Origin of the sequence: Mucilaginibacter sp. SG538B (assembly GCF_013376065.1) — a bacterium.
GTDB lineage: Bacteria > Bacteroidota > Bacteroidia > Sphingobacteriales > Sphingobacteriaceae > Mucilaginibacter > Mucilaginibacter rubeus.
The window spans coordinates 599,506-614,268 of the sequence record NZ_JABMJI010000001.1; the positions used below are offsets into that span (position 1 = coordinate 599,506).

General features: G+C 44.7%; 8 protein-coding genes and 1 pseudogene. 5 read left to right on the plus strand and 4 right to left on the minus strand.

Annotated elements, in window-relative coordinates:
- The first annotated feature begins 80 nt into the window (after positions 1 to 80).
- Positions 81 to 485 carry a hypothetical protein gene (locus FHW88_RS02430; RefSeq protein ID WP_176622875.1) on the plus strand — a complete coding sequence of 135 codons (405 nt, stop codon included), beginning with the start codon at positions 81 to 83 and terminating at the stop codon, positions 483 to 485.
- A gap of 200 nt (positions 486 to 685) precedes the next feature.
- Here FHW88_RS02430 and FHW88_RS30370 read toward each other — a convergent pair.
- Positions 686 to 850: pseudogene (locus FHW88_RS30370) on the minus strand (NUMOD4 domain-containing protein); the annotation flags it as partial.
- An 857-nt stretch (positions 851 to 1,707) separates the two neighbouring features.
- On the opposite strand from FHW88_RS30370, the gene FHW88_RS02440 reads away from it, so the two are divergent.
- The 4 genes from FHW88_RS02440 (at position 1,708) to FHW88_RS02455 (ending at position 11,471) form a co-directional block, all read left to right on the plus strand.
- Positions 1,708 to 5,118, plus strand: a complete 3,411-nt coding sequence (locus tag FHW88_RS02440) for a hypothetical protein (RefSeq protein WP_176622877.1) — start codon at positions 1,708 to 1,710, stop codon at positions 5,116 to 5,118.
- Between the two features lie 12 nt (positions 5,119 to 5,130).
- Entirely contained in the window at positions 5,131 to 5,490 is a 360-nt protein-coding gene (locus FHW88_RS02445; protein ID WP_176622879.1) for a hypothetical protein, read from the plus strand.
- A gap of 34 nt (positions 5,491 to 5,524) precedes the next feature.
- Positions 5,525 to 10,750 carry a DUF6443 domain-containing protein gene (locus tag FHW88_RS02450; protein ID WP_176622881.1) on the plus strand — a complete coding sequence of 1,742 codons (5,226 nt, stop codon included), beginning with the start codon at positions 5,525 to 5,527 and terminating at the stop codon, positions 10,748 to 10,750.
- 532 nt (positions 10,751 to 11,282) lie between these two features.
- Complete coding sequence (locus tag FHW88_RS02455) at positions 11,283 to 11,471, plus strand: hypothetical protein (protein ID WP_176622883.1); 189 nt, start codon at positions 11,283 to 11,285, stop codon at positions 11,469 to 11,471.
- Positions 11,472 to 11,967: 496 nt separating this feature from the next.
- On the opposite strand, the gene FHW88_RS02460 is transcribed toward FHW88_RS02455, so the two are convergent.
- The 3 genes from FHW88_RS02460 to FHW88_RS02470 all read right to left on the minus strand — a co-directional run bounded on the left by FHW88_RS02460 (position 11,968) and on the right by FHW88_RS02470 (position 14,425).
- Positions 11,968 to 13,440, minus strand: a complete 1,473-nt coding sequence (locus FHW88_RS02460; protein ID WP_176622885.1) for a glycosyl hydrolase family 28-related protein — start codon at positions 13,438 to 13,440, stop codon at positions 11,968 to 11,970.
- Positions 13,441 to 13,814: 374 nt separating this feature from the next.
- Positions 13,815 to 14,126 carry a hypothetical protein gene (locus tag FHW88_RS02465; RefSeq protein ID WP_176622887.1) on the minus strand — a complete coding sequence of 104 codons (312 nt, stop codon included), beginning with the start codon at positions 14,124 to 14,126 and terminating at the stop codon, positions 13,815 to 13,817.
- A complete protein-coding gene (locus tag FHW88_RS02470; RefSeq protein WP_176622890.1) occupies positions 14,099 to 14,425 on the minus strand; it encodes a hypothetical protein in 327 nt (108 codons plus the stop codon). Before FHW88_RS02470 ends, FHW88_RS02465 begins: the two co-directional genes overlap by 28 nt.
- Positions 14,426 to 14,763: the final 338 nt, after the last annotated feature.

Sequence of the window (14,763 nt, forward strand, 5' to 3'; positions counted from 1 at the left end):
GTTCGGTGTACCTAACTCCATTCGAATTGTCCCAGACAAAGGGAATATTTATACAACTTACCCTCAATATTAAATTGCATATGTTTTTCAATAAAGAGACAATTACACAAGTAAATGAGTTACTGCATCTAAAAGCAAGCGGCGATGAGCAAGAGTGGCCTCTGGAAGTAGCTGATAGTGATCGGATAATCGAGTTTCTTTATTTGGCTGAGATGCTTGATATTTGGTTTCAAATAAGATACGCATTCATAGCACTTATTCTTTATTCATATGATAAGTATCTTGGAGAGCACTCTGATCATGATAAATATCTATGGGATAGGATAGAAAAGCTTCTGGATAGAGATGCGGGTAGGTTCAACGAACTGCTTAATAGATGGGCTCTTTGGGATGTCGAGGACGATACGGATCTATTTAGGCTTACCCCATTAGTACGAACTTATCTAACCGAGTTCCAACAAAAGCATACGACTGGTGCTTCATAAAAGGCCTAATAGCATTATGAAATAATGCAAGAATGGCCTAGTCCAGTATTCCTTCCAAGCATTGGGAGAGGCAGGGAACCACCGAGGGAGAACCACGGCGGGACGAAGTTGCCGCCGCGGTTATTTAAATATTTAATATCCGATGCACATAACCTAACACCACAAGAATATAGCTTCCTTGGCGAATCAGAACGAACAATCTAGCTCCTGAGAGAGCGGCGATGTGCATTTTCGGATGAATCTGCTGCTTGATCTTTTGAGAGTGTTGCAGACATCGCTTTTCGAGGGTGTGGTACAGTCCTGTCCAGTGATTTTACCCTTCCGAGGCTGGATGCCTGGTATGAGCCTTCAAAACCCGGTACGTCTTTCCAGACTTCGCCGGCAAGTCAGCTAATGAGCTATTCAGGTAAATATGATTAATATTTAAAATGGTCATATAAAATTTCCCGCGGTTTTAAAATTGCATATTGCCTTATAATAACCAAGTATAGCTCGTTAAGTAGCTTTAAAAAGCTGCGTTAAACATTGGCTTTGCTGTTTTTTTTTCAAAGTTAGTTTATCCGGGTTTATTTAAAACCGAAAGTGCTGCGTCACTATAATTTCGTTACAGACCGTTTACATGAACATTCTTTCGGTTCGCTATCCGTTGATCACAAACTCAAATGAGATGGCTTTTTTAAATTAACCACAGCTAACAATAAATCATAGTTTGTACATTTGCCATAAATCAATCTGATATTGATTTGTGATAAGGTTTAGAAAAAGTCCCCGGGAAGCGAGTTCTAAGGGGCTTTTATATTTTTTAAGCCGTGCAACGTTATATTTGCTGTTACTAAATCATATCGCATCATGGCTAATATTACCAATTATACTGCACTGAGAACTTTTGTTTGTACCTGTGGAATTGAATCTGTTTTTGTCGGAGGATACAGTGCTGCCGATGATAACGGGGAGGGGATGTTTTACTGGAATCCGGTGAGTTCGGAACCCGCAATGACGGAACTATAACTAAAGTCTCGACTGTTGTTACCGGGAGATGGAAAAGGGTTTATTCTGGAATGTTCAATATCCAGTGGTTCGGAGTGAATCCTTCGAGGCTTTGAAAAAGAAAAATATTATATTTATTTTTTGTGTTTTGACTATCGTTGTATATTAGTGCGCTTATGCGTTTCACACGTATAAGCAAAAATATAAGTGTTCAATATAACCTTATCACTTCATAATGAAACGCATCATACTAACGTTGTCGTCGCTGTTTTTGTATTCCCTTTGTTCAGCGCAATCATCCGCCCACGATTTTCAAAACGTAGTCCCGGTAAATACTACTGCCCCTGATGTGGCAAGTATCGGCAAATTCGGCAATGTTCCTGTTAGCTACGCTACAGGTGTTCCTTCAATCAATATCCCAATTTACGACATAACGGTAGGTAAAATTCGGCTGCCCCTATCGCTCGATTATCATGCTGGGGGCGTTCGGGTGGATGAGATAGCGTCGAGCGTAGGGTTAAGCTGGGCGCTCAACGGGATTGGCATGGTTTCCAGGAACATGATCGGCCGTCCAGACGAGGACAGTTACGGCGGTTTCTTACGCGTACCGACCGATTCGGTATTTAATTACTACAATTTCACGTTTTACGGTTCAGCGAAAAGCTACAAATTTGCAGGGATGATCCAGGATATCCGGGACAATATCAAGGAAACGGAACCAGATGTGTTTTCGTACGATGTCGGCGGAAGCAGCGGGAAGTTCATGTACAAGCAGAACGGCACGTTTATTCAGATTCCCGTTACGAACAACCGGATCGAAAAAGTCAACGGCACCGATTTCAAGATCACCACGGAAAACGGGATAACCTATATCTTCGACCAGCGCGAAACTACCTACAGTCCTTCAGAATCGCCGGGTGCTGCAACGGACTACGTAAGTTCCTGGCGGTTGTCGAAGATCATCGACCATACGATGGCCGACACTGTTTACATTAGTTATCAATCGGTACTTGGTGGTAATTCGGAGGTTTCCCATAACTTCACCCATACGCTTGCTGTTAAGAAAGAGCCGGGCAGCAATACTTTTGTAAATCAGCTTAACAGTTCCATTCATACAATTAGCCATCCCGTAGAACTTTATCCTTCAGAAATCAGGTGGAGGGGTGGAAAAGTGCGTTTTGTCAACGCTTCCGGCCGTAGCGACCGGTCATCCGAAATGCGGTTGGACAGCGTAAAGGTATATACACTCCAAAACGGCTCATATAAGTTGATTAGAGGCATGAAGCTGTACCAGTCCTATTTCTTTTCGAATCCGTACAATACTACGCCGGACGGGAGGAATTACCGCCTACGGCTTGATTCGGTCGCGGTACTTCCGGTGAGCGGTAGCCAGCGCCAATCATACAGGGTAGCGTATAACGACATTCCGATTCCTCCCAATGAATCCTATGCGCAAGACTCGTGGGGGTATAGCAATAACAAGACTACTAATACTTCTCTGATGCCTGCCCAAACGGTGTATTACCAAAACGCCTATTACAATATCGGGCAAGCGAACCGGTATCCAGATACAACCCAGATGCAGGCGTGTATGATTAAATCAATACAGTATCCGACCAAAGGCAAATCAGTGTTTGAGTTTGAGACGCATACATATTTCACCGATCCGCATAGGATTGATCAAACAATAATCGCCGGTGTTGATTTACATGATGGTGTGCATCAAACTACGGAGGATACATTTACCCTCGGAGATACTACTTCACAATACCGATACTCGGTGTATATTTCGACATTCAGCGCTCAGCAAGGCGTTACGGATTATCCGCGGGCGATTATTTTCGATCAAACTACCGGGCAGGAAGTCTTGCGCGTTACCAACATTCATGGTGACCAAACAATTTCTCAAGATAACGTACCTGTGTCGCTTATACCCGGCCATACCTATGTCGTTACTGGCTCTACCTATACGACCAATGCTTCAGTGCGAGTAAGGATGTCGGTGACCTGGGTTCAGAGTAGAACTTCAACAATTCATGACGTTGGCAAAGGCGGCGGGCTCCGGGTAAAGAGCATCACTAATTATGATAATGATGGCAGTTTCATTAGCCGGAAGTTTTTTAACTACGGTGTTTCAGACAATGCAGGTATCCTGCTAACACCATCATCCTATCTGCTGCCAAATTATGAGAAAACGTATTTCGAATCTCATTTTTCAAGCTTTCCGCAAACCTGTGCGACGATGCTCGGCGATGAATCATATATTTACCATGCCAATAGCATATATTCCGCAACGCAGTTCAGTGGAAGTCCCGTCGCTTATGATAAGGTAACCGAATTTGATGTCGATAGTACCGGAAATACCCGGAACGGGAAAATCGTATATGAATATGCCGTAGAACAGGACGTGCAGGGATCGCAGTTGGGTGATTTTGGAACAATCGGTGTTTTGCTTACGTCCAATTCCTGGCTTAATGGTTTCCTGAAAAAACGGTCGACCTATAAGCTTAAAAACGGAAGCTACACGCCTGTACATGTACAGCAAAACTTCTATGACTTTCACCGAAGCGATCAGACAATTGGCCTGAAGGTAAAACCGCTGTACATCAAAGAAGGCTCGTGCGAAATCTATGGTGATACCACAATTACCAGGAGCGGACCGCTCAACCCTATTTACGGTGCCCATTTTTATTTATACCAAGTCACGACGAGTACCGGGGCATTGCTTTTGAAAACGCAGGCTGACACAACATGGGATGATGCAGGCAGGAAATACTTCGATGTTCACAACTCGTATTACGAAGACAGTACCCATAATTTCCCTACAAAAACAGAACAGTTTACCAGTACCGGCGACAACCTGACTAACGTTATCAAATATCCGCATGACTTTGCAGCAGCCGGGAACGTTTATCAAAAGATGATGGACAGGAACATCATTTCGCCGGTTGTGCGCTTTCAGCAGCTCAAAAACGGTAATCAGCTTGCGTTGGCCAATATCAACTATTATGACTGGTTTGGTAACAGTAAATTGCTGTTGCCTCAAACCGTAGACGAGCAGGTCCTGACCAATCCCATTGTTACCAGGACGCGTTTCAATAATTATGATGCTTATGGCGATATACTCCAACAGCAAAAAGTGAACGGGCCTTACCAAAGCTATCAATGGGGATATAACAAGCAATATCCGGTCGTAGTGATCGCCAATGCCGCAAGCAATGAGTTTTATGCTGAAAACTTTGAAGAAAGCACTGCGGCCAATGTAACCACAGGGACAGGCCATACCGGCACAAGATTTTATAACGGCAGTTATACCGTAAACTGGACGCGTCCCAATAGCCGGAGTTATGTAATCAGCTATTGGTATCTCAGCAACGGTTCCTGGCTACTCCAAAATGCTATCCCTTATACGGGCAGTTCATATACGCTTACCGGCGGTTCTGCCTATGATGATATCCGGATCTATCCGGTCGATTCACAAATGAGCACCTATACCTATTTACCGCTGATCGGGATGACCAGTGCAACAGATGCTAAAAACCTGACTACTTATTATGAATATGATGATTTTCAGCGTCTGAAAAATGTTAAGGATAAAGACGGAAACATTGTCAAACACGATGAATACCACTACAAGGAACAATAGAAATATACCTGAATGAAAAGAACGATCATAGTCATCATCATGATGGCGGTAAGCATAGTAAAAAGTTCTGCTCAGCAGGCTGACAGTGTAAAAATAAACCGGGTAAGTTATATCAGGAACCTGTTGAAGACCGATACTTCGACAGCACGGAGGGCCAGCGATATCCAGGACAATTACAAACAGGCGTTAAAGCTGGTTTTAAGCAATGAGGCACTGACCGACCGGCAGAAGCGCACCGCGATCGATTCACTGATGGATGAGAAGAACCGTCAGTTGGAGGGGCTGCTGCCGGAGGCGCAGCGTAACCTGATCATACCGACGACAGAGCGGAAGCGTACCTGGAAACGGGACACAACCCTGAAGACGAACTGATAACAATCACACTATACACTTCAACCTTATTACAATGAGAAAGATATTTTGCCTGCTGCTGTTGTTTGCGGGCATAGCTAACCGGATCCTCGCCCAGGGAACCACGATGGGCACCGCGATCAATGCGGGAAGCTACAGTGTATCGGGCAGTTATTCGGATACGAAGACAAATTCGACAGCCAATGGTTTTATCAATAATTACGGACAGGCATCACCGGAGGTATGGTACAGTTTTACCATCGGAGGCTCCACAAACTCCGTTAATGTATCATTGTGCGAAAGCAATTTTGATACCTACCTGCACGTGCTCAACAGCAGCGGTACGGAGATAGCAAGCAACGATGACGGTGGTCCGCTCTGTACAAGCAACCGGTCATCGCTGAGTTTTACCAACCTGGCGCCGGGGACCTACTATGTGGTTGCGGAGGGTTATTCAGCAAATACCGGGGCCATCATATTTGCTTTGGATGTGACCATCATTACGCCGCTAACGATCAATTATGCCGGCCCTCAGACCTATTCGGCCGGAACGGCAATTACCGCGCTGAGTCCCACAGTCGGCGGCGCGGTATCCGCAGCGGGGCAGACCTCAACATTCGCGGGGACGGGAAGCGCCGGTTCGGCGGACGGTACCGGTACATCCGCAAGCTTTAACCAGCCGCTCGGTGCTACGGTAGATGCATCAGGAAATATCTATGTGGCCGAAGGAGGTTCGCATTTGATCCGAAAAATCACACCGGCCGGTGCCGTAACGACCCTTGCGGGAAGCGGATCTCAGGGATTCACGAACGGAACGGGAACAGCGGCGAGCTTTTATCATCCGGTAGGATTGGCGGCTGATGCTTCCGGTAATATTTACGTTGCCGATGAGGATAATAACGCGATCAGAAAAATCACGCCGGCAGGTGTTGTTACAACTTTTGCAGGGAGCGGCGCACAGGGAAGCGCTGACGGTACGGGAAGCTCTGCAAGCTTTTATTACCCGTGCGGTGTGGCGGTAGACGGTTCCGGCAACGTGTACGTAGCGGATGCTTTCAATAACAAGATCAGAAAGATTACCTCGGCAGGTGTGGTCAGCACGCTTGCGGGCAGTGGTACTGCCAGTTCGGTAGACGGCACAGGCACAGGGGCTACATTCAACCAGCCTTTCAGTGTGGTGACGGATGCCTCGGGAAATATCTATGTAGCGGACCGGGTTGGGGCAAAGATCAGGAAAGTGACCCCGACAGGCGTGGTGACGACATTAGCGGGCAGCGGTACGGCATCTTTCGCAGATGGTACGGGAACTGCAGCAAGCTTCAATGCACCTACGGGCCTTGGAATCGATAAGGCGGGGAACCTGTATGTAACAGATGAAGCCAATAACCGGATCAGGAAAGTCACCTCAGCGGGCATTGTAACAACGCTATCCGGTACAGGCGGGCAAGGAAGCACAAACGGAGCCGGTACCGCATCGACGTTCAACCTGCCCTTTGCGATTGCGGCCAATGCCGGCGGCCTGGTATATGTGGGTGACTTTACGACGGACCTGATCCGTAAGATCGTGGCCACGCCGTTTACGGTAAGCCCCGCATTACCTTCAGGTTTGGCGCTGAACAGCGCAACAGGTGTGATCAGCGGTACACCATCGGCAGTTACCGCACAGGCGACCTATACGATCATCGCCAACAATAACTACAATTCTGCTACGGCACCGCTGGCGATCACAGTCGCGGCGGCGGTGATACCTGGTCCGAGCCAGGATCAGAATTATATTGTGACCTATACGCCGAATAAATCGGGTATCAACACGGACACCAGGCTTGAAGGGCTAAAAACAAACAAGGACTCGGTACAAACAACTATCCAGTACCTGGACGGTTTAGGCAGGCCGTTGCAAACCGTGCAGCGACAAGCTTCGCCGTCGGCAAAAGATATTGTCCAGCCTTTTGCATATGATCAGTTCGGAAGGGAAGTTATAAAGTATCTGCCTTATTCTGCTTCTTCTACAGCGTATGGTGCCTACAGGGCAGACGCGCTGAATCCCGGTTTCGGTGTTGCGCAATTCTATAACCCCTCCGGAAATCCAGCAACCACGGTAACGCAGCAGGCTAACGGTATACCGAACACGGCGTTCCCATTCGCACAAACCGCGTTTGAGCCATCACCGCTGAACCGGGTTGTCGAACAGGGGGCACCGGGCGCCGCCTGGCAATTGACAAGCACAACAGGCACGGGCAGCAACAATCACTCTGTACGGGTGGTGATCTCCAATAATACCGACAGTACCTTTACTTCTGCCGTAACGGGTAATAATGGTAGCAGACGAGTGGCATTATACACGGCTGCAATCAATCCCAATCAAAGCCGCAAACTTGGACGGACAAATAACACTGCAGTCTATAGCAACAACCAGTTATCTGTAGCGATTACCCGGAATGAGAACTGGAAACCGGGCGACGGCTGTTTCAATACCATGGAAGAATACAAGGACAAAGAAGGCCACGTGGTATTGAAACGCACTTATAATTTAAAAATAACGGGAACGACAGCCTCCCCGGTTAAAACAGCAGAAATGCTGTCCACCTATTATGTCTACGATGACCTGGGCAATCTCTCCTTTGTGTTACCTCCGGGGGCGGATCCGGATGCTACGACAGCCCTGAGCCAGTCGACAATAGATAACGGTTGCTACCAGTACCGCTATGACGCCCTGAATAGGTTAGTACAAAAGAAGATCCCGGGCAAAGGTTGGGAATACATTATTTATAATAAGCTGGACCAGCCGGTAGCGATTCAGGATTCGGTGCAACGCATGAAATCGCCGCAGGAATGGACGATCACCAAGTATGATGCCCTGGGAAGAACAGTACTGACCGGCATTTATCAGCATACGGGATCGACCGCAGGGACGGACAATCACGCAGCCTTGCAGACGGTAGCAGATACCACCAGCAAGCAGTGGGAAACGCCGGTAAGCACCGGCATTGGTTATACAGCAAACACCTGGCCTAAAGCATGGACAACAACTTTAAACGTAAATTACTATGATAGTTATGTGGGTATCCCCGGTTTTCCCGGCAATTATGACCTGCATACAACAGTTGGTTACAGCAAACAGACCCAGGGCCTGCTTACCGCATCAAAAACACTGGTACTGAATACTACGGGTGATTATTTGTGGAGCGTGCCGTATTACGATGATGAAGGAAAGGTGATCAGGACTTTCAGTCAGCATTATGTGGGTGGATCATCAGCGCTGAGCTTATACAATTATGATGACGTTTCTACCACGTATAACTTCCTGAAACTTCCGACATTTGTAAGCCGCAGACACTACCTGAAGAATGCAGCCGGCACAGCCGGTACCTTGACGCTGACGGATAATAATAGTTACAGCTACGATCATGTGGGCCGTAAATTGGCCAATAATAACCAGATGCGTGACGGCAGCAATGCCACGCAAGCGACAGTCTTATTGTCCCGAACAGATTATAATGAAGTCGGCCAGTTGAGATTTAAACGTCTGCATTCTATTAACAGCGGGGCAAATTATTTACAGATCATCGATTACCGTTACAACCCCAGGGGTTGGCTGAGCAGCATCAACAATGCGAACCTGAACAGTGACGGGGGATTGACCAACAATGACTCCAGCGATAAGTTTGGGGAAGAATTAAGTTATGACGGCGCCACCACGGCAGCCAAACAATATGGCGGCAATATTGCCACCGCGGTATGGAAATCGGCCCCTATTGTCATCGGCGGAACAACCATAACACCGGTGAAGCAAACCTACGATTATGGCTATGATAACCTGAATCGTCTCCGCTCGGCAGTATCGACAACGAGCACCAGCAATCCCAAAGACAACCTCTATGGGGAGAATGTGACCTATGACAATATGGGAAACATTAGGGGCCTGGGCAGATACGATAATATCAGCGGCAAAATGCAGATTGATACACTGGCATATACCTATAGCAATTATAAGGTGACCCAGGTTGACGATGCATCGTCTTACGCGGGAACGGCTGGCTTTCAGGACCCGGTAAAACAAGCTAATGAGTATACCTATGACGGAAACGGCAATGAACTGAAAGATTTGAACAAAGGTATCAGCAGCATTACCTATAACCTGCTCAACCTGCCGCAAACGATCACCAAAGGTGACGGCAGTACGGTGACGTATGTTTATAACGCATCAGGCAACAAACTGAGAAAAATACTGACCGCAGGCGGTAATACCACCATCACAGAGTACGACAACGGGATACAGTATGATAACAGCACTACGACGGTCGCGTTCATTCAAACTGAAGAAGGCAGGGCAAGGTACACCGGTTTAGCTTATGTGTATGAGTATGATCTGAAAGATCATTTGGGCAACACCAGGGTAACCTTAACCCCTGATCCAGCTGACAACGCCCAGCAAACAGTAAAACTGTTACAGGAGAATGATTACTACGCATTTGGATATGGGATCCAGTCCATGCAACAAACCATATCTCCCAAAAATGAGTACCTTTATAACCATAAGGAGCTGCAGGAAGAGACGGGGCTTTATGACTATGGCGCAAGGTTTTATGATCCTCTAATCGCACGTTGGACAAGTGTCGATCCTCTGGCGGAAAAAAACCTTCGGTGGACACCATATAATTATGCAGTCGATAATCCTATTAGATTTATTGACCCAGATGGTAGGGATACAACAATAGCAGGACAACATATATTTAATAATAATATCGATCATCCAGAAGCACCAAACGGTCGTTACAATAACGGGCTAAAGCCCAATAATAATCCTAATATACCATTCATAAGTGCGGACGATCTTTCAAGTTCGCTATCATTAAGTGGTACTATCACAGTAGGAGTTGGATATGCGTCTAGTTTTTTAGGATTTCCTGAATTCGGTGTACCTATGATCGGAGCAGGTGAAGGAATGCTTTCAACAAGCACGGGTGTTTCGGTTGTCAATGATGTGTCTAAGGGTAATTATGGAAGTGCAGCAGCATCGATTGTCTTAGATCAAGCGTACGGCGCTTTAGGTAAGGTTGTAGAAGACTCTAAGGCAATAACCAAAACGGGCAAACTTGTGCTAGGGGCAACAATGTTTGCTCATAGCAAAGTAACTGACATGGTTGTAGATGAAGTTAAAAATAAATTGGCGGCTGATAATACGTCTGTGGCAAAGCCTGTTTTACAAAAGCCAAAAGGTAATCCGCAAAATAATAAATACGTACAGGAGTTCTTTAAACCTAAAACAAAAAAACATTAACAGTATGAATTACATATATATCATTGGAGGAGTCGCAGTGTCAATTTATGGCGCTTGGTTAACGTATATAAAGGGACAAAATATCTTGAAGGGACGAGAAAGTATCCTCGGTTCAGATATTAAATTACTAATTATTGGTATTGCTTGTTTCGTATCTGGAATCATAGTAATATTTCAACATGTTGGTTAAGTATGCCGTCAACTTAATATAGTTGGCAGTGGAAATAAATAAAGAATAGAAAGACGAAGTAGATAGAAATCTAAATTAGATGGTTTAGTTCCAAATTAAGAAACTAAGATAGAAATAGCTGACGCAGTCTGGTTGTCGTTGTACGAAAAAGAATCCACGATGAAAAACCACTTGACGCAAGTTTGGCTGAGGGCGGAAACTAGACGGTTATTGGCTCGATGCATGACCAACATGGTGGAGGCGAAGTCATGAACCGAAAGATGGGAAAATCATTTTTGCAGGCCGGGATCTTGGAAAATAACTGTTTAATTATCTTGCTCAACGATTAAAAGCCATCCTAGAATGAAACGCAAACTGATATTAATAATAGTAATTTCTATTTCGTTTATTGTTGCCGCTGCTATTTATTGGCCAATAATTCAATATGCACGAGAGTTAAATAACATGGAGAAGCAGGCTGGCTATTTAATTGATAAGGTTGAAGCGTATAAAAAAGAACACCATAACTTCCCCAATATATGGATGATATGAATCTCAACTTACCTGATAATTATCCTTTTCTTTATGCGATAACAAAAGATAGTTCTGCTTATGTTGTTGGATTTGAAATATCTCCTTTTAAGTCAATGATGTATCATTCCAACAGTAAGGCATGGGTGCCTCAACAGTAGAATTTCACGGGTTTAAATTCCCATTTTTTCCAAATAATCTCAAGAAGGCTATTTGTTAGAACGGTCTTTGTAGATTTGTAGAAAAATCAATGAAATATTGATTTGTGATAAGGTTTAAAAAAAGCCCCGGGAAGCGAGTTCTACGGGGCTTTTACATCTTTTAAGCTGGGGGTACTGAGTGCTGTGGCATTATTCAAACTTGATCTTTGCTGAACGATTCACAAATATGCAGGACTTCTTTTCACACTGCAGTTTGCAGGAAATGGCGCGGAGTTAACACCGACCAAGAGCAGAAATTAGTCTGGTTGTTAATCAAGATTTCGTTATACATCCAACGACGCTTTTATTCCCCGATTTTACAGCACTTTTGTTAGGGGCATGAGGTTGATGATTACCTTTATGGTTCCCGATGTGATGCCTGTCATAGAGATAACCAGATTTCCCAAAGCGTTGACCGTATAAACAGGAGCCGGGTAACCATAATTATTAAAGTGTCTAATCGCGGCGAGAATATTGATATAGCCGGCAGGCCCCCCGTAGCCGTCGTGGGTACCGCACAGCAAATCACGCCAGTCAAAATTCGGCGCCTGGAAGGTGACCCTGAGGAGGTCGCTGTCTGTAAACTCCCCCACGTTTATTCCCGTGTCATTGTCTCCCGGATTCAAGGTTATAGTTTTCGAAGAGGGCTTTTTATTATATCGTACGAGGTTTCCCGTCATTGTGCCCGTTACATTCAGAGCGTCTGTAAGTGTTACATCCCCAACGTTAAACCAGGTTATTCCCTGAACTGTACCAACATGAAATATCTGAGCCGCAGCGGTTCTGAAAATTTTGCAAGCGTCCGATTGATCAGGCTGAACGGGGTCATATCCACCTTCAAATGTAATAGCACCATGGAATTGTGCTATCCGGGAAGAATTGTTTTGAACCACAGTTTGCCCGCTTCCCAGGGACCATACCTGAAGATCCATCGGCGCATTGTAAGGGTACGCACTGCCGTCGATCGTTATGACCGGAAGTTTATTTACGTCGGCTATATTTACTGTACACCGTAAAAGACCGGACCCGTGAAAACTACTGTCGACTCCCGGTTCATTATAATAGCGAAGTGACTGCAGGCATTCTACTGTAAAATCGCACCGTTCGGCTACGACGAATTCCGTAAATTCGTGTATAACCCTGTTATGAAGATAAATGCCCAGCTTATTACGGGCGAAAGAACAGTTAATGATCCGGTAACCTCCCTTTCCGGCAACTTCTACAGCGGTCGCAACAGAAGGGGGCGTATTCGGGCCGGGAACAATCTTGTCCTTAAAAGTGATATCCTTCAGGTAACCGGAGGTCAGACCGCCTGAGCCACCCAGAACTGTTATTGCCGTAAACCCTGCAACGGTTGAATCATAAGTGATGGCCGTATTCGCTCTTCCGTCCCCGGTTATTTTTTCGGTGATTGTCGGATTACCGATGTTCCCGATAACGAGGCCGGAGGCGATGTAATAATTGCCGGCAGGCAACCTTAAGGCTTGTTTTAAGGTCTGTGCGGCGTCAATGGCTTTTTGCAGGAATGGCTGATCATTATTGATATCGTTACCCTTTGCGCCGAACCATTTAACATTCAGGCAATCTGAATATAGTCGTTTCCATCTTCCGCTGCTCACCCCAGTAACTTTGATAATTGTACCGTCATTATCAGGCGAAACGCTATCCGTACTGTCCCAGTAAAAAAGGCCTTCGCCGCCGTCGCTGGTCAAGCTATATCCCTGTACAAAAACGACATCGGTAAAATTGGTATAAGCTCTTAAAGCTGTAATAGTTGTGCATAAAGGCATAGGTATAGAGTATTATGTGGATTGTGCCATTGAAATTACGACAATTAATATTATTTTAAAATTAAATTGTCAAAAAAATAGCCAAATATAGCTATACTATATTCGGCCACTAACACTGTTTTTTTCACTACAAAAGTTAGTGTTTTGCTGATGGCAGGAAGTTATCGAAATTAAAGCAGGGGTACGGAAGTATCTATTACCATTTATTGATAAACGAATACAATTATCGTGTTGGGAGAACAGAATATCGTTGGGCAATGCTTTAAAATAACTTTGTTTATAAAAATATGAACCGACATTTGCAATGGATGTTTCAATCAAGGCAAACCGTTTACGGTATATAGTGAGGTGTTAACACTGGCCACAAGCAAACTTCAACTCGTCAGGTAGATTTTAAAAAACTGTGTTGATACGTTTGCTTTGCTGCTTTTTCTTAATTCAAAATTAGGCCATCCGTTTTTATTCAACAATGACAGTGCTGCTTTACTGTAATCCAGTTGCGGATCGTTATAATATACCACCTGGTTATTTGAGTGCGAAATATCATAAGGTGCGGTATCTAAGTTAGACTGTACGCCGTTTGCTGTCAATAATTTATTGATACTTTCTGCTTTTCCTTTGAGGGCAGGTAAATAATAAATTTTAACGACCGCAGCTTTTAATATGGTTTTAAAATTGGTTTCCAATAAACGCCGGATACTTTATCGTCTGCCGTTTGAAATTTGTTTTGTGATAGTTCACTGAGGCCATTCATCGAAAATGCCATTGCACTCTTTACTTCTATATATGCCTCCGAAACCTGTTTGTACAACTTATTGGCCGAATCCACTCTATGGGTGATCCTGCCAAGACTATCATTATATAATTTAATTTGCCTGTCTAATGTATCTTTTTTTGCTTCAGCTATTTTGGTATCAAGGTCTGCCTTAGCATTTTGAATGTTTGATAAATAACTCTGCAAGCCAAAACCAAACACCGCGATCAATACCGTTACGATTGAAGTCCAGTATGATAATTTTTTATAAAAAGGTTTTTCCAGGTCATCTACCTTTATCTTCAGTTTTGGCGAACATATCGAATAGTATGGTTATGATAAGGAACAGGAGTTGATAAAAATAATTGGCGTTACTGCAGTTTAGGAAATGCCTTTGCGCGGTTACTTTGATGCTTTTAAATCAAATTTGCAATGCTAAAATCGCTTGTTAGCCGTTAGCTTTTCACTGGCAGAGAAATATTTATCACATTATTAAAAAGTCCCTTATCACATGGAGCTTTATAGTTTGGTTAAAGAATGAAATGGGGCGGTGAAAACACCGACCAAAA